Source organism: Aeribacillus sp. FSL K6-3256 (genome assembly GCF_037965805.1).
GTDB classification, from domain to species: Bacteria; Bacillota; Bacilli; order Bacillales; family Aeribacillaceae; genus Aeribacillus; species Aeribacillus composti.
This window is the reverse complement of record NZ_CP150188.1, coordinates 1,726,690-1,749,446: the sequence shown is the minus strand read 5'-3', so window position 1 is coordinate 1,749,446 and position 22,757 is coordinate 1,726,690. Positions and strand designations below refer to the sequence as shown.

Annotated in this window: 17 protein-coding genes; 5 read left to right on the top strand and 12 right to left on the bottom strand. The window is 40.4% G+C overall.

Translation table 11 applies throughout. The features are described 5' to 3' along the window. Positions 1–124 precede the first annotated feature (124 nt). The 3 genes from cstA to NSQ84_RS08385 all read right to left on the bottom strand — a co-directional run bounded on the left by cstA (position 125) and on the right by NSQ84_RS08385 (position 4,568). A complete protein-coding gene (gene cstA, locus NSQ84_RS08395; protein ID WP_063389551.1) occupies positions 125–1,918 on the bottom strand; it encodes a carbon starvation protein CstA in 1,794 nt (597 codons plus the stop codon). 170 nt (positions 1,919–2,088) lie between these two features. After that, positions 2,089–2,820: a LytTR family DNA-binding domain-containing protein gene (locus NSQ84_RS08390; RefSeq protein ID WP_063389552.1), complete on the bottom strand. Its 732-nt coding sequence runs from the start codon at positions 2,818–2,820 to the stop codon at positions 2,089–2,091. After that, entirely contained in the window at positions 2,817–4,568 is a 1,752-nt protein-coding gene (locus NSQ84_RS08385) for a sensor histidine kinase (RefSeq protein WP_339195527.1), read from the bottom strand. The genes NSQ84_RS08390 and NSQ84_RS08385 overlap by 4 nt, the downstream gene beginning before the upstream one ends. A 181-nt stretch (positions 4,569–4,749) precedes the next feature. Here NSQ84_RS08385 and NSQ84_RS08380 point away from each other — a divergent pair, with 181 nt between their 5' ends. Both NSQ84_RS08380 and NSQ84_RS08375 read left to right on the top strand, forming a co-directional pair. Then, positions 4,750–4,878 carry a hypothetical protein gene (locus NSQ84_RS08380; protein WP_277986809.1) on the top strand — a complete coding sequence of 43 codons (129 nt, stop codon included), beginning with the start codon at positions 4,750–4,752 and terminating at the stop codon, positions 4,876–4,878. Positions 4,879–5,755: 877 nt separating this feature from the next. Beyond that, positions 5,756–7,288, top strand: a complete 1,533-nt coding sequence (locus tag NSQ84_RS08375; protein ID WP_327873835.1) for an FAD-dependent oxidoreductase — start codon at positions 5,756–5,758, stop codon at positions 7,286–7,288. A gap of 127 nt (positions 7,289–7,415) precedes the next feature. Here NSQ84_RS08375 and NSQ84_RS08370 read toward each other — a convergent pair whose 3' ends face one another. The 3 genes from NSQ84_RS08370 to ppx form a co-directional block, all read right to left on the bottom strand. After that, positions 7,416–8,363 carry an aldo/keto reductase family protein gene (locus tag NSQ84_RS08370; protein ID WP_063389554.1) on the bottom strand — a complete coding sequence of 316 codons (948 nt, stop codon included), beginning with the start codon at positions 8,361–8,363 and terminating at the stop codon, positions 7,416–7,418. Positions 8,364–8,543: 180 nt separating this feature from the next. After that, a complete protein-coding gene (locus NSQ84_RS08365) occupies positions 8,544–10,655 on the bottom strand; it encodes an RNA degradosome polyphosphate kinase (RefSeq protein WP_327873836.1) in 2,112 nt (703 codons plus the stop codon). Positions 10,656–10,688: 33 nt separating this feature from the next. After that, a complete protein-coding gene (gene ppx, locus NSQ84_RS08360; protein WP_165381924.1) occupies positions 10,689–12,221 on the bottom strand; it encodes an exopolyphosphatase in 1,533 nt (510 codons plus the stop codon). Between the two features lie 514 nt (positions 12,222–12,735). Here ppx and mmgD point away from each other — a divergent pair. The 3 genes from mmgD (at position 12,736) to prpB (ending at position 16,627) form a co-directional block, all read left to right on the top strand. Then, on the top strand, positions 12,736–13,845 hold the full coding sequence (mmgD, locus tag NSQ84_RS08355; protein ID WP_063389557.1) for a citrate synthase: 1,110 nt from the start codon (positions 12,736–12,738) through the stop codon (positions 13,843–13,845). A 24-nt stretch (positions 13,846–13,869) separates the two neighbouring features. Further along, positions 13,870–15,318, top strand: a complete 1,449-nt coding sequence (locus NSQ84_RS08350; protein WP_066246660.1) for a bifunctional 2-methylcitrate dehydratase/aconitate hydratase — start codon at positions 13,870–13,872, stop codon at positions 15,316–15,318. 403 nt (positions 15,319–15,721) lie between these two features. After that, positions 15,722–16,627, top strand: a complete 906-nt coding sequence (prpB, locus tag NSQ84_RS08345) for a methylisocitrate lyase (protein WP_066246659.1) — start codon at positions 15,722–15,724, stop codon at positions 16,625–16,627. Positions 16,628–16,711: 84 nt separating this feature from the next. Here prpB and NSQ84_RS08340 read toward each other — a convergent pair whose 3' ends face one another. The 6 genes from NSQ84_RS08340 to NSQ84_RS08315 form a co-directional block, all read right to left on the bottom strand. Then, positions 16,712–17,584, bottom strand: coding sequence for a hypothetical protein (locus NSQ84_RS08340; RefSeq protein ID WP_339212611.1), 873 nt, complete (start codon positions 17,582–17,584; stop codon positions 16,712–16,714). After that, positions 17,556–18,131 (bottom strand): RNA polymerase sigma factor, encoded by a 576-nt coding sequence (locus NSQ84_RS08335; protein ID WP_063389561.1) that lies wholly within the window; start codon positions 18,129–18,131, stop codon positions 17,556–17,558. The genes NSQ84_RS08340 and NSQ84_RS08335 overlap by 29 nt, the downstream gene beginning before the upstream one ends. 371 nt (positions 18,132–18,502) lie before the next feature. Next, positions 18,503–19,156 carry an MOSC domain-containing protein gene (locus NSQ84_RS08330; RefSeq protein ID WP_063389562.1) on the bottom strand — a complete coding sequence of 218 codons (654 nt, stop codon included), beginning with the start codon at positions 19,154–19,156 and terminating at the stop codon, positions 18,503–18,505. 277 nt (positions 19,157–19,433) lie between these two features. Next, complete coding sequence (locus tag NSQ84_RS08325; protein WP_339212608.1) at positions 19,434–20,354, bottom strand: hypothetical protein; 921 nt, start codon at positions 20,352–20,354, stop codon at positions 19,434–19,436. 202 nt (positions 20,355–20,556) lie between these two features. Further along, positions 20,557–20,973, bottom strand: coding sequence for a MarR family transcriptional regulator (locus NSQ84_RS08320; protein ID WP_082829330.1), 417 nt, complete (start codon positions 20,971–20,973; stop codon positions 20,557–20,559). Between the two features lie 79 nt (positions 20,974–21,052). Continuing rightward, positions 21,053–22,735, bottom strand: a complete 1,683-nt coding sequence (locus NSQ84_RS08315) for a DHA2 family efflux MFS transporter permease subunit (RefSeq protein ID WP_094245711.1) — start codon at positions 22,733–22,735, stop codon at positions 21,053–21,055. Positions 22,736–22,757: the final 22 nt, after the last annotated feature.

The following is a 22,757-nucleotide window of genomic DNA, read 5'->3' as shown; positions in this document are numbered from 1 at the left end:
ATTACTTCCATTAAGTTTTTTTGCCATCGTTTGATCATTTCTCCTCCTCTGTCGCCACCGCTGTTGTGATGTTTAAACAAATAAAGAGCGGCATCAACAAATGAGCCGCCCAATTACCCTTGTGTCAGGCTGATTTAGCCTCCATTTGAAAGCCCGGATCATTCCATATTTCAATCCATTTTTTCAATGCCGTTGCCAAGATGACAATACCAAGAACGAGCATAATGATGGATAAAATTCCGTTTAATACGTTGTAGCCTGCAGCTTCCGGATTTAAATAAACATTTACGGTCATCCAGTAGCCTGCATAGTTTACTGTAGCAAATAAATAAGCTAACGGAATGAGGCAAGTAAGCATATATCTTCGTTTATCGGCAATTTTTAAAATGACTGTCGCACCGACAATCAGTCCGATGGACGCCATCAGCTGGTTCGATACGCCAAACAATGCCCAAACCGATCCAATATCTCCTGAGTAAAGCAGGTACCCCCACATAAAACAGGCTAAAGCGCTTGCAAATACGGAAGCCGGAACGGAGTCTACCTTTTTTAATGGTTTATACACTTCACCGAAGAAATCTTGAATTAAATAACGTGCTACACGTGTTCCTGCATCAATCGCAGTTAAAATGAAAACAGCCTCAAACATTATAACAAATTGGAAAAAATACGAAGCCAAATTCTCAAACCATGGAATCGCAGTAAAAATATAAGTCATTCCAACTGCAAGTGTAACCGCTCCACCTGTTCTTCCTTCCAAATTTAAACCTATTTCCTGGCTTAAAGCTGGTAAATTAATAACATCCATTCCAAGTGTCCGGAATACTTCCGGTGCGGAATTGATCGCAAAATAATCTGCCGGATGAAGAGCTGTTGCAGCGATCAGCGCCATGATGCCGACCAAACATTCCACCAACATGGCTCCAAAGCCGACAACTTTTATATCGCTCCACTTATTAAGCATTTTCGGCGTTGTACCCGATCCGACAAAAGCGTGAAATCCTGAAATCGCACCGCATGCAATTGTAATCGATATAAACGGCCAAACAGGTCCAGCTAAAATCGGCCCTCCGCCGTGGATAAATTCTGTAAAGGCCGGCATTTCAATAGAAGGATTAATGATAAAAACACCAATGATCAGCGCAATGAACACACCGATTTTCATAAAGCTGCTCAAATAATCACGAGGAGCAAGCAGCAGCCAAACCGGCAAAGCCGCAGCAAAAAATGCATAGATTGGTAAAATAAGCGCCAAAGTTTTAGTATCGAATGTCAACCAATCCCCAAGAGCTGTTTCTTGTATGGAAGGTCCTGCGAAAACACCTATCATTAATAAAATAAAGCCAACTGTTGAAGCTAATTTTAAATTGCCTGTTTTCTTATAGAAAATTCCGACTCCCATTGCAATAGGAATGGTGATTCCGACTGCAAACGTGCCCCAAGGGTTTTTTTCCAATGCATGAAGAACAACCATGGAAAGACCAGCCATTGTTATGGTAATAATAAACAGCATGGCAAGTCCTGTACAAAAGCCGGCTACCGGGCCTAATTCTTCTTTTGCTACTTCCGATAATGATTTCCCTTTTTGCCGCATGGAAGCAAATAAAACGACTGCATCATGGACGGCTCCCCCAATTACGGCACCAATCAAAAGCCACAGTAGACTGGGCAAATATCCAAATTGTGCGGCCAGGATCGGTCCGACGAGCGGTCCTGCTGCAGCAATAGCGGCAAAGTGATGCCCGAAGCTTACCCATTTATTCGTCGGAACATAATCCTTTCCATCATTTAATTCGTGAGCTGGTGTCGGTTTTGAATCATCCAGCTTCAAAACTTTTACAGCCATAAATGTTCCGTAAAGACGGTAGGCGATCATTAAAATACACATTGAGGCAATCACGATTGTAATCGCATTCATTTTTTTGCAACCTCCCCTTTGTTCTTGCTTTTTACATTCATTGTATTAAATAAACATCTTCATGATCGGTTTTCAAAACAAAATGCAAGAATCCGGGGATAAATCGTCAATTTCTTAAATTGAATTGCAACAATTTTGTCACAAATATTGCTTAAAGCTTTCAGCTTTTTTTAAATGCCCAATCGCTTTTTCAGTTCCTTCGTATAAGTTCTGCTGACCGGGATCGATTCGCCATTTTTCATGATTACATGATACGTGGAGTTGAACCACGGCTGAATTTCAACTATTTCATTCAAGTTGACTAAATAAGCTCTATGAACACGCATGATGTGCGTTTGCTGCAGCTTTCTTTCAAAAGTGACAAGCGATTCTTTAACTTCATATTTTTGATCGCGGCAAGTGATAATGGTTTTTCCGTCATTAAACTCAATATAAAGAATATCTTTCACGTTAATAAGCAGAATGCGGTCGTCTAATGACACAGGAATCTTTTCATCCTGCATTTGAAAATATTGCGGTCTTTTTTCTTGGCGGGCTTCCAGCCGCTTTGAAATTTTTTCAATTGTATGAAATATCCTTTCTTCATCAAACGGCTTCAAAATGTAATCAACCGCATTCAGCTCAAATGCTTTCAAAGCGTACTCATCATAAGCGGTTGCAAAAACAATCTCAGGTCTATGATCAATCTCCATTAGCTTTTCAGCAAGTCTAATCCCTTGTTCATGAGATGACAGCTGTATATCGAGAAAGATCACATCCATGTCGGTCTGGCGGATTTTTTCAATCGCTTCATCCATTTGTTCCGCTTCCCCAACAATCTCTACCTGCTTGCTCCTTTTAAGCAAGTAAATAAGTTCGTCTCTTGCCAACGGTTCATCCTCCACGATAAAAGCCTTGATCATACGGCTACTTCTCCTTTCATTTCTAATGGAAACTTAATCGTCACTTTCGTTCCATTTTCATCACTTTTAATATGGAAGGCTCCGGCGGAATCATAAATTTCTTCTATTCGTTTTTTTATATTCCAAAGAGCTGTTCCTGTTCCATCATTCGATTGAACGGTCTGATTTCCCAATTGGCGCAATAAATGATCAGGAATGCCGCTGCCATTATCTTCGGTGATTAAGATCATTTGATCATTTTCTGCATACGCCCGAATGGACACTTTCCCATGCTCCTTATTGGCAAAAGCGTGCTTGATAGCGTTTTCGACGAGAGGCTGAAGCGTAAACGGCGGAACCATTACTTTCTTTAAGCTTTGGTCAATATCAAAACTTACATGATATTTATCAGGAAATCTTGTCTGCTCAATAGATAAGTACGCTTCAACATGCTCAAGCTCTTTTTCAAGCGGAATGACAAATTGTCTAGCTCCCTGTAAATTACTTCGGAAGAACACGCTTAATTTTAAAAGAAGCTTTCTAGCTTTATCCGCATCAGTTCTGATCAAGCTGGAAATCGTGTTTAACGAATTGAACAGGAAATGCGGATTAATTTGCGCCTGCAAAGCTTTAATTTCTGCATCTTTCAGCAGTTTTCTCTGCAGTTCTGCATCAGCAAGCTCCAATTGGGTAGAAAACAGCTTGCTAAGTCCTTCCGCCAGCTCTTGCTCCACTTTATCCATAAGACTCGGGTCTAAAAAATAAAGCTTTAACGTGCCAACCGTTTGGTTGTGTACTTGAAGCGGCATAACAATCGCTGACTGAAGCGGACAATCAGAATTTGGGCATTGGATTTCCTCCTTCGATTTTGCTTTAATGATTTTCCCCCGCTCTAAAACCTTTTTTGTCAGCTTTGTTACTAAAGTTTGCCCCTGCTTATGATGATCAGAACCGGCACCGATATGAGCGAGTACAATTTCCCGATTGGTAATGGAAATGGCATCTGCTTTCGTCCATTTTAAAATAATTTCCGCTACTTTTTTACACGAATGCTCATTTAAGCCTTTTCGGAAAAATGGCAAGGTCTGCTGCGCGATGTAAAAAGATTTATGTGTTTGAAGCGCCTTCGTCCGCTCTTCCTCCACTAGAATCGAATGAATAATTAAAATAAAAATAAGAGTCCCAAATCCGTTAATCGTAATCATCGGAAGAGCGATTAATTCTACAAGCTTAACTGCGGATTCAAACGGGCGGGCAAGTAAGAGAATAAGTCCCATTTGAGTACATTCCATAAAAATTCCGGTCAAAACAGCTTTCCAAGGTGAAAAATTGTCTTTTATTCTAAAACGCTTCCAAAGGAAACCGGTCACGAATCCAGCCAAAATAGTAGATGCTCCGCAAGCAAACGCGGTAAATCCTCCTAATGTCATCCGATGCAGTCCTGCTACTAGACCAGTGCCGATGCCGACGAATGGACCGCCAAGCAATCCCCCAATCACTACTCCCATAATTCTTGTATTGGCAATTGCGGCATCTCCATCCACTTCTATTTGCCATGTTTGTGAGCTGATATTGCCTTGAGCAATTTCGACACCAGTATAATTACTAATAATGCCAAAAGATCCAAATACGGCAATCAGCATTAGCTTTTCGCTTAATCCATGCTCATGATGAATCATTCGCCGAAATGCCTTCATCCTTGATAACAAAAAAGCTAAAATGACTAAAATTCCCACTCGCTCCAGCATTAAAGGCATTAAATCAAACAAGACAGACACACTCCTTTACACCGATATTCCAGCTTTTGTTCGCTCGCGGTGTCAATATTCATTGTACCTATTAAAGGGTGCTGAATAAAGTTTAATGTTCACAATGGTTATCATTACTATTACATTTTAAGCTTCTCAAAATGGATTTTTAGGCAGTACTCATTATAATATGGGTGTTCTAGTGAAAGTCGCACAGTTGCTTAGAGCGGGTGGAGATGCGGTATTTGATGCGGCAAGACATTTTAACATAATAGACGCAGCTACTGCCAGAACGTTTAAAAATAATAGTAAAAAATCGGAAATTGGTTAACGCAATTTGAAAATGCTGGTTCAGATGCAGCTGCTATGGTTAGAACAAGACTTCCAGTTTACTTAAAAAAGAATACTAGAATGAGTAAAACTACCGCTGAGAACATTGCAATAGCTGTAAGCTGAGCTATTCGTATGGCAGATGTCTTATTTTTTTAGGAGTGATACTTGTGGGGATTTTAGCTGTAAGTGAATGGATGAAAAAATGGTTTATATGAAGATGATATACATTTTATCGAAACAATTTTGACTTTTGCTTCAACATTATAAAACCCAGTGGCTGAGAGTGAAGAATCAATAACAAAGTCAATAATAAAATAAATAGCCTTTTCCCTGAAACAAAGGTGAAAATTAATAGAAAGGGCACTTATCAAGATTTTAAAAATATATTAAATGAAAATAAAATATTCATAAACCTAAGTGAATTATTGAGTAGATACCATTCTCAAGGAATTTGCAAGGATTTATGTGAAAAATTACTTAAAGAATACAATGATAATAAAAATGTGTAATTTTAGTTATTTCGGTTGTAGTCATATAATAACTATTCGAGTGCTCTTCGTAAAGAAACTTATGCTTTAATGTTTGTCCATTATAATTTATATTGTCTAATTAAGGAAAAAGCCTAATTTCTCATCATTTAAAATGAGAGAATTAGGCTTTTTATTTCGGAATTTACTTAGTGGTCTCAATCTGCATTTTCCTACAGCAACCCTAAGTAGAAGCAAGGAATGATTGGGATCAGCAACTTATTTCTTTGAAACGTAGCATATCTTAATTGAAATAAAAAGGCCGCTCAAAATTATCAGATGCACATAACAACCCAAATATTAGGCAAAGATAAAAGCATCATCAGATCTAATAGGAGGAACTTTTTTATGAAAGAAGCCGTTAGTAAAAATGAACTTCCTAAGCTTTCGAAACCGTTCTGGCCAGATTCTGTTCAGCTGCCCTCCTTCAACAAGCTTGACAAAGATATTTTTGTTGATGTAGCGATTGTAGGCGGCGGGATCACAGGCATCACAAGCGCCTATCTGCTTGCGAAAGAAGGAATCAAAACCGCGCTGATCGAATCGGATCGTATTTTAAATGGTACGACCGGGCATACAACCGCAAAAGTCACCGCACAACACGGGCTGATTTATGATGAATTTATACAGCACTTTGGGGAAAGCAATGCAAAGCTATATTATGAAGCAGCCAGCGATGCGATGGAGTTTATCAAACAAACGATACAGGAGCACAACATCGAATGCGATTGGAAAGAAGAGGATGCATATGTTTATACGAATTCAGAGCAATACATAAAAAAAATCGAAAACGAATATAAAGCATATGAAAAGCTTGGAATTCAAGGAGAGCTTGTGGAAAACATCCCTGTTCCCGTACAGGCAAAAACAGCAGTTGTGATGAAAAATCAAGCCCAATTTCATCCGTTAAAATATTTGCAAAAGCTTGTGGAAAACGCGTCGGAAAAAGGGATAGACATCTATGAGAATACAGCAGCTGTCGATATAAAACACGGCCCACACCCGAAAATTTTGACAAAAGACGGTTATCACATTTTGTGCAACTATGTATTCATTTGTTCGCATTTTCCTTTCTATGATGCCGCCTTTTATTTTTCAAGAATGTATGCGGAAAGATCGTATATTATTGCTGTCAAAACAAAAATTGAGTATCCCGGCGGCATGTACATCAGCGCCGAAAATCCGGTTCGGTCGCTTCGGTCCGTCACGATCAATGGAGAAAAGCTTGTGCTGATCGCAGGTGAAAATCATAAAACTGGACAAGGAATCCCGATGATTCAGCATTACGAGTCCCTTCAAGCTTTTGGCGATCAAGCATTCGGCATACAAAAAATTCCTTACCGATGGTCTACTCAAGACTTAACAACGTTGGATAAAATTCCTTATATTGGACATATAAACGAACAGAAAGCAAATATCCTGTTTGCGACAGGGTTTCGAAAATGGGGAATGACAAACGGCACAGCCGCCGCACGACTGCTTGTCGATATAATTAAAGGAAAGGAAAACCGATATCGCGAGCTTTTTACCCCAGCAAGATTTCAAGCAGATCCAAGCGTGAAGCAGTTTATTTCAATGAATACGGATGTTGCAAAGCATTTGATTGAAGGAAAGCTTGAGTTTGCTCTAAGAAAGCCGGAAGATTTAGCCCCTGATGAAGGAGCAGTCGTTTCCTATAACGGAAAAAGAGCCGGTGCCTACAAAGATGAAAATGGCAGCCTCCACATCGTAGATACTACCTGCACCCATTTAGGCTGTGAATTAGAATGGAACAGCGGCGAGAAAACATGGGATTGTCCATGCCATGGTTCGAGATTTTCAATAGACGGCGATGTTGTAGAAGGTCCGGCACTCAAATCAATTAAGAAATTAAAGGGGTGACTGCATCGCTTCCAAGTCCAAAAAATGAAAAATAAAAGGGAGAAAGACTTGTTGAACAAAAACAATCCTTTCTCCCCTTTTTTATTGAAACGTCTGTTCTTCAATCAAAATTCTGCCATAAGGAGAACTACGACAGGATTTGCTCAATTTCCTCGAGCACATCTTCCGTTAATTCCACATCAATTGCTTTGACGTTTTCTTCGACTTGCTCCGGCTTGGTGGATCCGATCAGAGCGCTGGCAACATTCGGCTGCCGCAATACCCAAGCAATCGCCAATTGGGAAAGTTTAATTCCTAATTTATCCGCCACTTTTCCTAATTTTTCTACCTTCAATAAATTTTCATCTGTCAGCAAATCATTGATATATTTATTTGCTTTTGGATCACTCGCACGGCTTCCTTCTGGGATGTCTCCATTGCGCTTATATTTCCCCGTCAGAACACCTTGTGCAAGCGGCGAAAAAACAATTTGGCTAATACCGTTATGTTCGCAGACTGGAATAATCTCCTTTTCAATATAACGGTTCAGCATATTATATTGCGGCTGGTTGACAACGATGCGGTCCAGCAAATATCGATCTGCTGTGCCAAGAGCTTCTTGTATTTGCTGAGCAGTCCATTCACTGACGCCGACATATAACACTTTTCCTTGCCGGACAAGATCATCAATTGTGCGCAGCGTTTCATCGATCGGTGTTTCCGGATCATAGCGGTGGCAGTAATAAATGTCAACGTAATCTAATTGAAGGCGTTTTAAACTGGCATGGAGCTGTTCAAACACATGCTTCCGCGATAAGCCTTTGTCATTGGGGCCATCTCCCATCGGCCAAAATACTTTCGTTGCCAAAACATATGATTCACGCGGATATTTCCGCAATGCTTCACCGACAACCTTTTCCGCTTCCCCAGTTGCATAAACGTTCGCTGTATCAAATGAATTGATGCCTAGCTCATACGCTTTGTCAATCGTCCGAATGGCCGTTTCTTTTTCGATGGAGTTTCCGTATGTAAGCCAGCTTCCCAAGCTGATTTCACTAACCTTTAGCCCCGTTCTTCCCAATTTGCGATATTTCATTTATTCATCCCCTTTTTTCAAAAAATAGCAAAAAATTCATTCAAGACTCATTATAATACTAAACATTTCGAATCTGAAAGCAATTTGTTTGAAGGGGACAAAAATCTATCATTTTAATCGGATATGATCATTTCCGCATGTGAAAAAGTTCTCTAGTTTTCATAAAACTTGCGCTGCTGATCAGTCAGCGTCATGGTAGCGAACCACTTCTTCATAAAAAATTTTTTGCGAGTTAATGACTGGCTCGTTTTCCGACCGTTCAACATAATGATAATCGCCGGTTGCATCCTGAAAACGCGCTTTGACGTTGTCCTTTAGTTGTATGTCCAAGATGTTTTTCAAACGCTCTTTTAAACGGACATCATAAATCGGAAAAAGAATTTCAACACGTTTAATCATGTTTCTTGTCATCCAGTCAGCAGAGGATAAGAAAATTTTCTCCTCCCCAAAATGGTGAAAGTAAAAAATACGGCTATGCTCCAAAAAGCGGCCGACGATGCTTCGCACTTGAATGTTTTCGCTCACGCCTTTTATTTGCGGTCGCAAACAGCAAATTCCCCTTACGATCAAGTCAATTTTGACTCCAGCCTGCGAAGCTTCATAAAGCTTCATGATGATCGTTTTATCTGTTAAAGAATTCATTTTGGCAATAATCCGGCCTTTGCCGCTTTTCTGGTGCCATTCGATTTCTTGATTGATGAGTTTGATAAAGGTCTCCCGCATATCATATGGCGATACAGAAAAATGATTCCAATCCGGTTTTTCCGCATAACCGCTCAAATAATTAAAAAAGTTGGTTGCATCGATCCCAAATGTTTCTTCGCTTGTAAAAAAGCCGATATCCGTATACAGTTTCGCCGTGACATCATTGTAATTTCCCGTGCTCAGATGAACGAAGCGTTGAATTTTACCCGTTCCTTCTTCCTGCCGGACGACAAGGGTAATTTTGCTGTGCGTTTTTAAATGGTGAAAGCCGTAAATAACGTGAACTCCGTGCTGTTCAAGCATTTTTGCCCAATGGATGTTGTTCTCTTCATCAAATCTTGCCTTTAATTCAACTAAAACCGTCACCTGCTTCCCGTTTTCCGCCGCTTTTGCCAATGCTTGAACAATCGGCGAATTTCCGCTTACACGATACAGCGTCTGCTTGATTGCCAACACTTGAGGGTCATCCGCTGCACTTTCAATAAATTCAACAACAGGCTGAAAGGACTCGTACGGATGGTGTAATAATAAGTCCCGTTTTAATATAGCTTCGAACAAATTTCCGTTCGGCAAGTCGAGCGGGGGTGGTGGAATGAACGAATCATGAACAAGGTGCTCAAAATCGGTCAGCAAATGGGTATAAAATGGAAATAAAAACGTTAAATCGATCGGGCCGTCCACTTCATAAACATCCATTTTTTGAATTTCCAGCACATCCATTAAATAATTTAAAACACGTTCATCTATCGTTCCTTTTTGAATTTCAAGCCTGACCGCCGCACCCCACTTCCGCTTTTTCAGCTCCTTCTCAATCACTTCCAGCAAATCCCGCGCCCCTTCTTCATCAATGGTCAGATCTGCATTCCTCGTAATGCGAAACGGTGAGACCGAAATGATGTTGTAACCGAGAAACAGTTTGTAAATAAAACTGCTGATCAAATCCTCAAGAAATACAAACTGCCTCTTTCCATCTTGATTCGGCACTTCAATGAATCGAGGCAAAACAGCAGGAACTTGAACGATCGCAAAAAAAGGGTTTTTCCGCTCTTTTTTCTTATATTGAAGCAATACGGCCAAGTTCAACGATTTATTTAAAAGCATTGGAAACGGTCTGTACGCATCGATCGCAAGAGGCGTCAAAACCGGGAAAATTTGCTCATCAAACTTTTGTTCCAAAAAGCGGAATTGTTCGCCAGTTAATTCATTAAGCTTGAGAAATTCAATCCCTTCCTCTTTTAATTCCCCCTGTACATATTCATTAAATATTGCATATTGGCGTTCGACCAATGTGTGGCATTTCGCCGAAATGGCGTTAAGCTGCTGCTTTGGCGTCATGCCGGCTTTATTTTCCGGTAAATTAAAACCAGCTTTTTCTTGATCTTTTAAACCAGCAACCCTCACCATGAAGAACTCATCTAAGTTCGAGCTGAATATAGCTAAAAACTTCATCCGCTCAAGCAAAGGATTTTCAAAGTCAATGGCCTCTTGCATGACACGCTCATTAAATGCAAGCCAGCTTAATTCCCGGTTATTATAAAATTCTGGACGGCTTATATCTGGAATCAATTGTTCTTTCTTATCTTGCATAATTTCGCCCACCTTTTACCTTTCGTATGTCCATTAGACGAGTGTAAATGATAATTCGACTTGGCAGTTAAAAGCGCGTTCCATATGCTTTTTTTGCTTATTTGCTTCCTGCTCTTCAAAAGTATAATCACTGTTGCAGGCTAAAGATATTTCCATCTTTTCCCCCTCCTTTTTGTTCACCTCCAGCTCGGAAATGATGCAACGGTGTGTCGTGTTGAGGGAATAAAGGAATTTCAAAATCGCGCCTAATCGCTCCAGCGATAAAATTTCTTCTTCCGTTAATAATGATTTGTAAGGAGAGATATATTTCATCAAAGTTTTTTTGGACTTAAAGGAAGCGACGCATGCGAGTTTCAACCGCATTTTATGACTGATTCCGTCAAGCGATCGATTTGTCAAAATATAAAACGTATGCTGACTGCTTGAATGATGATCGATAAATTCCCCGAATTGAACCAGCTTTGTGCTTTTAAACAAAATTTCTTTTTCCTCTTGAGTAAAAGATATAATTTTCTTTGCCTCACATTCACTGACAAATACGTAAGCAAGACGAAGGAGAAATGATGTATTCTTCAAGTTGATTTTATAATCACTTGCCAGCTTGGAAAATGTTTCGTCCGCTACTTGAGAAAAAGACCGGACGTTTAAGTTGGAAAACACCTCCTCAAAAAAGACCCCTTCCCTTAAGCCTTTGCTGCTCATTGTAAAAAATGGAGCTGATACGATTTCCGTCAGCGTATAAATTGCTTCAATTGCAGGAATGATGATATCCGCGCGTTCCTTCGACAGTCCATCTAATTTTTGACGCTCCGAGACAGTCATTCCGATCAGCCATTGATTTATTTTTTTAATTTCATTCGGTTCCATTTCATATTGATGAATACCAAATAACGGGTAATTGGTTTTATTTTGATGAAGCCGTATTAGATTTCTGGCGCTGCCGCCTATCCCGATTACCGGAACATTTTTGTTTTTAAGCCATTTTTGCGAAGAAAATTCATTTCGCAAAAACGCTGTCAGCTCTTTCATTTCCGATTCTTTCGGTTCGCTGTTGGCAATAAACCTTTTCTTTAATGTGAGGGCCCCAAACGGAAAACTGTATGAATGGACGAGCTCCCGATTTTTAAAATACGCAACTTCCGTGCTTGCTCCGCCTATATCAATGGTTATGCCTTCAGTTAAATATACGGAATGTATAACAGCTAAGTAGCCGTAATAGGCTTCTTCTTGGCCGGAAAGGACGCGAAAATCGAAATTCGTCTCTCTTTTTATAGCCTCTAAGACCATTTTCCGGTTTTTGGCAGATCTAATAGCTGCCGTTGCAACCCCTTTCGTTTCTGCCACTTGATGAAATTGAACGATTGGAACAAATTTTTTTAAAGAATCGATGACAACCTCGATCCCCTCGTTGGACAAATTTCCTTCGGCGTCAATATACGTAGCTAAACGGGCATTGATCTTAAAATTGTAAAGCTCTTTATATTGTCCATTTTGATCAATATGAAAAATAACGAGGCGAATGGAGTTCGATCCTAAATCTATTATGCCGATTTTTTTCTCTGTCATTTTTCCCATCCTTTTATGAAATCCAATGAAGAAAGTATGTTATTTTTTACTTATATCGTACTATTTTTCCAGTCTATTTAAAAGATTTGAATAGATATAAATAAGCAGTCAACATCCAAAAGACATTAAAACCGCAAAGCCGCCGATTGCTGGAAGCTGACTTCCATTTTTAAAGTCAGTTCTTCAAATGAATTTTGTGAAAGCTGTCGTTTTACAAAAACGAAAATTCCGAAGATTCATTTTCTTTTTTTTAAAAATGTGCTATATTTGTTCCAGAAGTAAAAAAATGGTTTCCTAACCATTTAAGCTTCGACAAGGAGAGGCGGTCAATTATAGCAAGATCGCTTTGAGATTTGGGAGAAATGAATAGGCTTTAAGAAATGAACAATGTTATTGTCTCAGCAATTGCCCAATAACAAAATTTGTGAAAGCGATCGATCATCCCGATATTCATTTTTCCCTGTTTGCATCAATAGTAAAGCGTTTTCGAAAACTTTTGAAGGAGGTATATTTGATGGAGTTTAGACCAGGATTAGAAAACGTAGTGGCAGCTGAGACAACGATTTCGTTTCTCGATGTAGAAAATGAAGAAATTGTCATTCGAGGATACGATTTAATTGAACTTGCCGAAACAAAATCATATGTCGAGGTTGCGTTTTTGCTGCTTGAAGGCAAGCTTCCGTCTGAACAAGAAAGAGCTAGATTTGAAAACGAGCTTCTAGCGAAAAGAGAGCTTCCAGACGTGCTTTACGACGTATTTTCCAAGCTGCCGAAGACAACTCATCCAATGGACGCCCTGAGAACAGGCATTTCCATTTTAGCAGGATTTGACCCGCTCATTGATGACAGATCTGAACAGGCCAATAAAACGAAATCTATCAATCTTCTAGGACAGATGCCATCCATTCTTGCCAGCAGTTATCATCTACTCAATCAACAAGAAGTCATTCCACCAGATGAAAATCTCTCCTACAGTGCAAATTTTTTATATATGATTACAGGAAAAAAACCAACTGAACTTGAAACGAAAATATTCGACCGCTCGCTCATCGCTTATATCGAACATGAAATGCCAAACTCTACATTTGCCGCTCGCGTCATATCGTCTACACATGCAGATTTGTATGGTGCTCTCGCCGGTGCGGTTTCCTCTTTGAAAGGACACCTGCATGGCGGAGCCAATGAAGCGGTGATGTATTTAATTGAAGAAGCAGGTACAAAGGAAAATTTTGAGCGATTGATTAAACAAAAATTAGCAAATAAAGAGCGGATCATGGGATTTGGCCATCGCGTCTATATGAAAAAAATGGATCCAAGAGCATTGCTTATGAAAAAAGCATTGCAGCAGCTGTCCGAACAACGGGGCGATTTTCGATTGCTTGAAATATGCGAAGCCGGGGAAACCATTATGAGAGAGGAAAAAGGATTGTATCCGAACCTCGATTATTATGCGGCTCCTGTCTATTACATGCTTGGCATTCCGATTGATTTATATACTCCTATTTTCTTCAGCGCTCGAACAGCAGGCCTGTGCGCCCATGTGATCGAACAGCATAATAACAACCGTTTGTTCCGTCCGCGCGTGAAATATACAGGAAAACGCTCTTTGAAAGTACAACAGTAATGGATAGCTTAGGAGGTTGTAAAAATGGCAGAAGTACTAGTAAAAAATAATGAAAATCGACAAACAGACAAACTGCTTGAAGAAATTGCCGATTATGTTCTAAATAAAGAAATTCAAAGTAAAGAAGCGTTTGAAACCGCCCGCTATGTGTTGTTAGACACGCTGGGCTGCGGCATACTTGCTCTTCGCTACCCTGAATGCACAAAGCTTTTAGGTCCGATCGTTCCGGGGACGGTTGTTCCAAACGGGTGCCGCGTCCCTGGCACTTCATATGTATTAGACCCCGTGCACGGTGCATTTAACATCGGCTGCATGATTCGCTGGCTCGATTATAATGACACTTGGCTTGCAGCGGAATGGGGTCACCCTTCTGATAACTTGGGGGGAATTTTAGCTGCGGCCGACTACATAAGCCGAACGAATGTGGCAGAAGGGAAAAAGCCGCTCAATATGAGGACAGTTCTTGAAGCGATCATAAAAGCCCACGAAATTCAAGGGGTGCTGGCACTTGAAAACAGCCTGAACAGAGTCGGGCTTGACCACGTGCTGTTCGTAAAGGTTGCTTCAACTGCTGTCGTTACGAAGCTTCTTGGCGGGGGAAAAGATGAAATCATCAACGCCCTTTCCAATGCCTGGATTGACAATTCAAGTCTTCGGACATATCGACATGCTCCAAATACTGGTTCTCGCAAGTCGTGGGCGGCTGGCGATGCAACAAGCCGCGCTGTACGTCTTGCATTTATGGCCATAAAAGGTGAAATGGGATATCCTTCTGCCCTATCGGCTCCGAACTGGGGATTTGAAGACGTGCTGTTCCGAGGACAGAAACTGAAGCTCGCCCGTCCTTTGGAATCATACGTAATCGAGAATATTTTATTTAAAATATCATATCCAGCAGAGTTTCATGGGCAAACAGCTGCTGAATGCGCCATTGAGCTTCATCCTGAAGTAAAAGATCGCCTTGATGAGATCGAAGAAATCACGATCACGACGCATGAATCAGCCATTCGCATCATCGACAAAACGGGACCTCTTCTCAACCCGGCTGATCGTGATCATTGCCTTCAATATATTACTGCCATCGGTCTTATTTATGGCGATTTAACAGCAGATCATTACGAAGATGAAATCGCACAAGACCCGAGAATCGATGCGCTTCGTGAAAAAATGACAGTTGTGGAAAATAAACAGTTCAGCAAAGATTATCTCGATCCGGACAAACGGTCAATTGCAAACGCAGTTCAAATACGGTTTAAAGACGGAACGGAAACGCGCCAAGTTGTGCGGGAATATCCAATCGGCCACAGATTCCGCCGTCAAGAAGGTCTGCCTAAGCTGATCCAAAAATATGAAAACAATTTGGCAACACGGTTCCCAAACAAGCAGCTCAAGCAAATCTTAGACGTTTCGCTTGACCAGAACGTGCTGGAAGAGACGTTTGTACATGAGTTTGTAAACTTATTTGTTATATAAATCCGGGGCAGATCACACGTTGTTTTGCATCAGATGCATGTTACTTTGGCGCAATTTCATTGTTTGGCAAGAAAAAACATGTTATAAACCTTGTAAGAACATTTGAGATAACTATATCGAGCTGGTGTGGCAATCGGCCACACCGAAAAATGTTCTGTAAAGCGAAAATTTTTTGGGCAGTCAAAAAGAACGAAAGAATCGATTTTGTACCAAATGACGGAAGTTAACAGACAAAAGATCAGGGTACAAAACAGACCGTAAGCGAAGCGTGGATACAGGGCGGCACCCTCGAGTAGACTTGACGAGGGCAGCGCTCGTTTAATGAAAAACACGGCTTGCCTCTAGAAACGTAATTAATGGTTCTGTAAAGCTAAGATGAAATGACAGAAAAGAAGGTGATTCCATGGTTTGGATCGTTGAAAAAGAATCGACACAAGAGGAGTTGGCCGATCGGTTTCGAACGTTAATGAACGCACCGGAAATCCTTCAAATTCCTGGAGCCCATGATGGAATGGCTGCACTTATAGCGAGAAAAGCAGGATTTCAAGCGCTTTATTTGTCAGGCGCCGCCTATACCGCGAGCCAAGGGCTTCCTGACTTGGGCATCGTCTCGTCAGAAGAGGTTGCCCGCCGGGCGCGGGAAATCGTGCGGGCGGCTGATCTGCCGCTTCTCGTTGACATTGATACCGGTTTCGGCGGTGTTTTGAATGCCGCCCGAACAGCTAAAGAAATGGCAGAAGCACGAGTAGCTGCTGTCCAAATCGAAGATCAAGATCTTCCGAAAAAATGCGGACATTTAAACGGCAAAAAGCTTGTGTCTGTAGAGGAGATGATGCAAAAAATTAAAGCTATTAAACAGGCAGCGCCGACTCTTGTCGTTGTTGCCAGAACGGATGCCTATGCAGTTGAAGGAATTGAAAGCGCCATTGAACGCGCCAAAAGATATGTTGAAGCGGGAGCAGACGCTATTTTTCCTGAGGCTCTTTCAACAAAAGAAGACTTTTTAAAGGTGAGCCGGGCAATTTCAGCTCCTCTTCTCGCAAACATGACAGAGTTTGGAAAAACTCCTTACTATACAGCAGAAGAATTTTCGGAACTCGGCTATTCAATGGTGATTTATCCTGTTTCATCTCTTCGCGCCGCCGCTAAAGCGTATGAACGCCTATTCCAAACCATTAAATCGTCTGGAACTCAAAAAAGCGAGCTCGAGAATATGCAAACTCGCAAGGAACTTTATGAAGTGATTCATTACGATGATTTCGAAGCGCTCGACCAAACGATTGCAAAAACAGTATTGCCTGAAGATTAACCATCCACGGGGTTTGCCCCGTGGATGAAAAAGTATTTACCGGAAAAAATAGTAGCTGCTCACATTTCTGATTCATAAAACTTTTTAATCCCACAATCCTTTTTTCGTGTCCTTCCATTCCCATTGCTCCAAAATCGTTGTTGTTCTTGAACCCCATCCTTCCAATGCTTCATTAGCAAACTCTCTCTGTATATAAAAGTACTGTCTGTTATGCTCGCTTAAATAAATCTCGCCCGTTCTCGTCTGCTCTACATTTTCATAATGAAAGGAACGGAGAGACCAATCAGGTATATTTCTTTTCTCTTCTTCTTCCGCTGATAAAACTTTATAAGAAACATTTCCCAGCAATTCATCTGTAATGTAATTTTCCGCCTCTCCTAAAGATGTCCCTTTTGGAAAAAACATGACATCAACTTCCCCATATTTTTCATTCACCGCTATCAGCTTTGCTCCGATCAAATTTTTTTCTTCAATATATTCTGCCTGCCAACGATCCGGAATATATGTGGTAAAAGGTAGTTGCTTTATGTTTACGAGGTGATACAGCTCCTTTTCTTCCATTCCTTCCAATGAAATTGTCATTTCGATCGATTCAGGTCGGTTGATATCTCCTTTTTCTTCTTCCTTTTCTGCATTTTGAGATTGTTGGGGAGACATTAGTATGCTTTGTTGATCTGAATGCTGGCCGTCTTCTTTCGTCTCATTTGTTTGAAAAGGAGGAAAAATCATTAGAAGGATGCATACAGCTGCTGCGGCCGCAAATGAGAATACAAGCTGAAGCTTGCTAGCGGCTTTTTTCCTTCTCCCTTTATTTCTAGCTAATTCAATTCCGGCTAAAGCTTTTTGAAAACTTTTTTCTTTAAATTCATCTGTCGGTTCTATATAAAAGTGATGAAAAAGCTGTTTTATTGACTCTTCACGCTTTTCGCTATTCGGCGGTACGAGTTGTTTTTTCATGATCATTCACCTCGCTTTTTAAATGGGCTGACAATTTCTTTTTAGCCCTTGTTTGCAGCGATTTAACCGCCATAACCGTTTTCGACATTACCTTGGCTGTTTCTTTTATAGACATTCCTTCAAAAAATCTTAAATAAAGGACCGTCTTTTCATCCGGGGACAATTTTTCCATACTGGCCATGATCTGTTCTCTGAGCGAATATTCCAGAATATTTTGTTCTACTAAATGTTTATCCTGTTTATGCCCTAAGTCCTCGGGGCTTAAATAGACTGTGTTATTTTCTTTTTTATACTTGCGATGGTAATCGATAACAACCCGCCTTCCAATTGTAAACAGCCAAGTTTTAAAGCTTGATCTTCCTTGAAAGTTCGCTAAATGAACCGCCATTTTATACATGACATCTTGAGCAATTTCTTCTGACCGATGATAATCCCCCGTCTGCATATATGCATAGCGGAGCACTTGGCCAATGTAGCGGTCATGAAGCTCACGGAAGGCTGAATCGTCCCCCTCTAAAGCCTTTTGAACCAAATCTTCATCTCGCATGCCGAGGTGCACCTCTCTTTCTCGTACAATCAATTAGACGAAATGCTGGAGAAAAAGTATCGAATCATCAGATTCTAGTTGCAGAAATAGATTGGAGGAATTCCCATTTTCTCACAAAAAGCAAGAACTCAAATTTTGGAGCTTTTTAGATGGCAAAGTTTTGTAAAATAAGCCAACGATCTGCCCTGCATCAGTGGATCGTTGGCTTATTATATGGGAAGTAGCTGAAATGTAAGACGCTTTCTCCACAGAAGCTCAACCTTTGAAAATAGTAATCTAAAAACAACGATCATTGAAATTTTAATGATCTCTCTTGCATTTCTAATTTATATACAAGCCGATTTTCCAACCCCTTCTTTTGGTAGATGTTCCTAAATGGATTGTAAGCGTTTCATCAATGAATCCCGAAAGCTTTCCGATAGTTCGTCCACACGAAGAATTTGTTCAATTCCTTCTTTATTTGTTTTATCATGAAACATGATTTGATTCGCAAAAGAAACCGTTATGTTTAGCGGATGTTTTTCAATGAGCTGCAAGCTTGATTGTGTCTCCACCCAACCTTCTTTCAGCACCCGAAAATAAAAACCGGTATAACCAGTATTTTGAACACGAAGCGGCAAGTCATTCACCCTGTGCTTTTTGGCAATCTTATGGCATGGCTGCCGAGGCTGGCTAACTTGCACAACCGCTTCCCCTAATTGGAACGTATCCCCGATGCAAACTTCTGTTTCCAACAAGCCTTTTACTGTCAAATTTTCACCAAATGCCACCACATCCAGCTTTCTTTCAAGCTCATGCTCCCAATAGGCATAATGATCATACGGATAAACGCATACCGCTTTATCTCTACCGCCATGATGAACAAGATCTGCCTGACCATCGCCTGAAAAATTAAGAAATGACAAAAAAACCGGTCCATCAACAGGCTGCTTTTGAATTCCAGTGACAAATTCTTTGCCGTTATATATGAAATTTTTCGGTTTTCCTACATTTATAGAAATAATTTCATAAGTTTTTGCTTCCATTTTGATCAACTCCATTAATTCTTTAAGATCTTCCAACTTCGTTTGGGAGCAGCAATAGATTATCGTTAAGCGGCAAGTCTGCAGTTTGTATGATTTTCAAAAAATCATACAGGATAAAAAAATCTATTCCAGTGCTGTAACCTCCTAAAATGGTTAAAAAGCTGAATTGGGGAACAACCAAACAAAAACTAGCATAGTTTCCTTGACGGAATAGTGAGCTTTTTTATTGTCTACTAGATAGATTGATGCGCTCTTTTTGAAGAAACTTCCATTTTGTCTATTTTTTATTCATAATAAACTCGTTGATGAGACGCTTCACTTTTTCAGCAGATTGTTGAAATAACTCTTTTTCCTTTTGTTCGATTTCCCATTCAAGGATGCTTTGGATGCCTGTATGATTCACTGCTAGAGGTACACCTAAACTAATGCCAGAAACGTCGTATTCTCCGTTTAATACCGCAGAACCGATTGCTGTCGACGTTTTTGGTTGAAGCAGCTGATCAATCAGCCTTTCCATACCGACGGCAGACGTCCACCCGGTTGTTCGGTTTATGCCTAGGTCATTGAAGTTTCGAAACCAATTTGTCAGCTTTTCTTTAACTTGAATTTTCTGATCTTCTGATAAAAGCAGCGGCTTATAGTTTACTTTGACTTGGCTGAAAAGCGGAACTTGTGTTTCTCCGTGCTCACCTATAACAGGGCTTGATACTTTATCATTCTCGTGTAGCTTTAGAACTCGGCGAAGCGCCCATTCAAACCTGTAGGAGTCATTCATGGTGTATCCTATTAATTTTTTCTTATCAAATTGAAACGTATGGACTAAATAGTAATTCAGGACATCGACTGGATTGGAAGCGGTGATAATCAAAGCGTTTGGGGCATGTTTTGCGACGGCTTCTCCGATTTGACGAAACAATTGCAAGTTTCCTTCTAAAAACTCATCTCTAGAAGAAATATCGGTTCGGTTTGGGATGCCTGCCGTAATGATGACGATATTAGAGTGCTTTAAATCGTGAAAAGTCCCTTTATAAATCGTTTTGGACGGATAAGCATTTTCCATATCCATTAAATGATTGAGCAGCAGCTTTTCATTTTGATCGATGAGACAAATTTCATCGATCGCTTTTTTCCCTGCTAATTTGAAAGCGATGGCGGCTCCAAGAGTTCCTGCTCCGCCAATGATCGTAATTTTGCACATTTTCTTTTCCCCCTTTGCAGCCGTTAAGATTCCTCTCCACGTCAAACAGGCAGCATGACCCGTTTTGACATTGAATACACAAATTTCCCCGTCTTGTCAATGGATCATCTCTGAAAAAGTGCACCGTTTTAAAACAAGCTCGTCTCTTTTTGACTAAAATTACAAAGTCAGGCACTACTGATTTTGAAGACCACGGACGATATTATGGTATTTTCCGCAAAAGTCGAATTAAATCTTGAATTTCTTCTTCTGTAAATGCGTTGAATTTGGAACGCATATATTGAATCAAGTCCTGTTGAACCGCTATGATGGTTTCTTCTCCTTTTTTTGTTAAAGAGATTTGGACAATTCGGCGGTCCTTCTTTGATCTATTCCGTTCGATGTAGCCTTTTTCGATTAGCTGATCAGTAATACCTGTGAGGAAACTGGGAGATATATCAGATTCTTGGGAAATGGTAGATAGTTTTTGAGGGCCGTTTTTCAGCAAAAACTTCATAATAAAAAATTCATTTCTTGACAAGCCATATTTTTTTCCCATTGTATAAAAATTTCGCAAATCACGAAAAATCCTTATAAATTCGTTCTCTAATTCCGTCATGGAGGAGGATGTCGGATTCATAATATTACTTTCCCTTCCTTTCACATATATAAAGGGTGTCCTCTGCCGGACATCCCCGTTTCATTCATTATATCTTTGTTTATAACTCTTGGGAAGATGCTTCGGTTTTAACTTTTGCTGCTTCGAACGAGCTTTCCTGGAGCGTTTTCTTTGGTGTTTTTAAGAAAAAGGAAAGAACTAGCGCGATGAATGCCAAAACGGTCGCAATGTAAAATGCATCGTTGATCCCTTCGATGGTTGATTGCTGCAATGCCTGCCCTAAAAGTGCCTGAGCACCAATAGTTTGACCAGCATGTGCAGAAAGTCCGGCTGATTGAGCCATACTGCTGCCAAGTGCTTGCAGCTGATTCATCAACATTGGATCAGTTTTTGAAACAAGATTCATATAATCTGATAAATGATTTGTTGATTGCTGTGTCATAACCGTTACTAATAATGCGGTTCCAATAGATCCAGCCACTTGGCGTATCGTATTCGACATGGCTGTTCCGTGGGAAATCATCTTTAATGGCAGCTGATTCATACCGGCAGTCATGATCGGCATCATGATCAATGACATTCCGAAAGACCGCAGCATATATATTCCTAATAAGGTTGTGTAGGGCGTATCGGCCGTCAGCTGCGTGAATTCATATGTTCCATATGTTGTAATGGCCAAACCGACAATTGCTAATCCTCTTACACCATATCGATCGAAAATTTTTCCTGCTATCGGCCCCATTAATCCCATGATCATTGCTCCTGGAAGCAATAATAAACCCGATTCAATCGGTGTAAAACCGCGAATATTTTGTAAATAAATCGGGAGAAGCAGCATTCCTCCAAATAATGCCATAGTAACAATCGAGTTGATAATTAATGTGAACGTAAAGAGGTTGTACTTAAATACTCTTAGTTCAAGCAGAGGTTTTTCCACATTCAATTGTCTTACGGCAAAGAAAATTAAAAAAACAACTCCGACCATTAAGCTGATGATAACTTCCGCGCTTGACCATCCTTTGCTTCCTGCCTCGCTAAACCCGTATAAAATGCCGCCGAATCCAATACTTGAATAAACAATCCCTTGGATATCAAACGTCGGGCGAGTTAATTCTTTTTCTAAACGGAACCAAGCAAAGGCGAAAAAGATATCAATTAAACCGATCAAAGCCATCGCGTAGAACAAAAAATGCCAATCATAATTTTGCACAACCCATCCTGAGAGTGTCGGACCAATTGCAGGAGCCAGAATCATGGCAATCCCCATCGTCCCCATGGCTGTTCCTCTTTTTTCAGGAGGAAAAACAGTCAAAAAAATGTTCATGCCAAGCGGCATTAAAATTCCTGCACCAATCGCCTGAATAATTCTGCCAATCATCACCAATGGAAATGTTGCTGATACGGCACAAACGAGCGATCCAATTGTAAACGAGATCATCGCTGTAATAAACAGCTTGCGAAAACCGAAATTTTCAACTAAAAATGCGCTGATCGGTATTAAAATTCCGTTCGCAAGCATAAAGCCTGTCATCAGCCATTGTGCTGTTGTCGCATTGACATTTAAATCCGTCATCATGACCGGAAGCGCTACATTTAAAATTGTTTGGTTCAAAATCGCAATGAACATCCCAAACATTAAAACGAACAGCACTTTTCCAACCGGCACTTCCTTATCAAGTGCTTCCTCTTTTTTTGTATGCCAGTTTTTCTTTCTGACAAGGAAAACATTCATGACGATCAGCACAATCAGAGTGAAAAACGTATAACTGATGATAAACGGCATGCTTCCACCTCCTTCAGTTTAT

Bases quoted from the DNA above. Each gene is read 5' to 3' on its own strand.
- cstA (WP_063389551.1), bottom strand. From the start codon at position 1,918: ATGAATGCGATTACAATCGTGATTGCCTCAATGTGTATTTTAATGATC.
- NSQ84_RS08390 (WP_063389552.1), bottom strand. From the start codon at position 2,820: ATGATCAAGGCTTTTATCGTGGAGGATGAACCGTTGGCAAGAGACGAA.
- NSQ84_RS08375 (WP_327873835.1), top strand. From the start codon at position 5,756: ATGAAAGAAGCCGTTAGTAAAAATGAACTTCCTAAGCTTTCGAAACCG.
- NSQ84_RS08370 (WP_063389554.1), bottom strand. From the start codon at position 8,363: ATGAAATATCGCAAATTGGGAAGAACGGGGCTAAAGGTTAGTGAAATC.
- NSQ84_RS08365 (WP_327873836.1), bottom strand. From the start codon at position 10,655: ATGCAAGATAAGAAAGAACAATTGATTCCAGATATAAGCCGTCCAGAA.
- ppx (WP_165381924.1), bottom strand. From the start codon at position 12,221: ATGACAGAGAAAAAAATCGGCATAATAGATTTAGGATCGAACTCCATT.
- mmgD (WP_063389557.1), top strand. From the start codon at position 12,736: ATGGAGTTTAGACCAGGATTAGAAAACGTAGTGGCAGCTGAGACAACG.
- NSQ84_RS08350 (WP_066246660.1), top strand. From the start codon at position 13,870: ATGGCAGAAGTACTAGTAAAAAATAATGAAAATCGACAAACAGACAAA.
- prpB (WP_066246659.1), top strand. From the start codon at position 15,722: ATGGTTTGGATCGTTGAAAAAGAATCGACACAAGAGGAGTTGGCCGAT.
- NSQ84_RS08340 (WP_339212611.1), bottom strand. From the start codon at position 17,584: ATGAAAAAACAACTCGTACCGCCGAATAGCGAAAAGCGTGAAGAGTCA.
- NSQ84_RS08335 (WP_063389561.1), bottom strand. From the start codon at position 18,131: ATGCGAGATGAAGATTTGGTTCAAAAGGCTTTAGAGGGGGACGATTCA.
- NSQ84_RS08330 (WP_063389562.1), bottom strand. From the start codon at position 19,156: ATGGAAGCAAAAACTTATGAAATTATTTCTATAAATGTAGGAAAACCG.
- NSQ84_RS08325 (WP_339212608.1), bottom strand. From the start codon at position 20,354: ATGTGCAAAATTACGATCATTGGCGGAGCAGGAACTCTTGGAGCCGCC.
- NSQ84_RS08320 (WP_082829330.1), bottom strand. From the start codon at position 20,973: ATGAATCCGACATCCTCCTCCATGACGGAATTAGAGAACGAATTTATA.
- NSQ84_RS08315 (WP_094245711.1), bottom strand. From the start codon at position 22,735: ATGCCGTTTATCATCAGTTATACGTTTTTCACTCTGATTGTGCTGATC.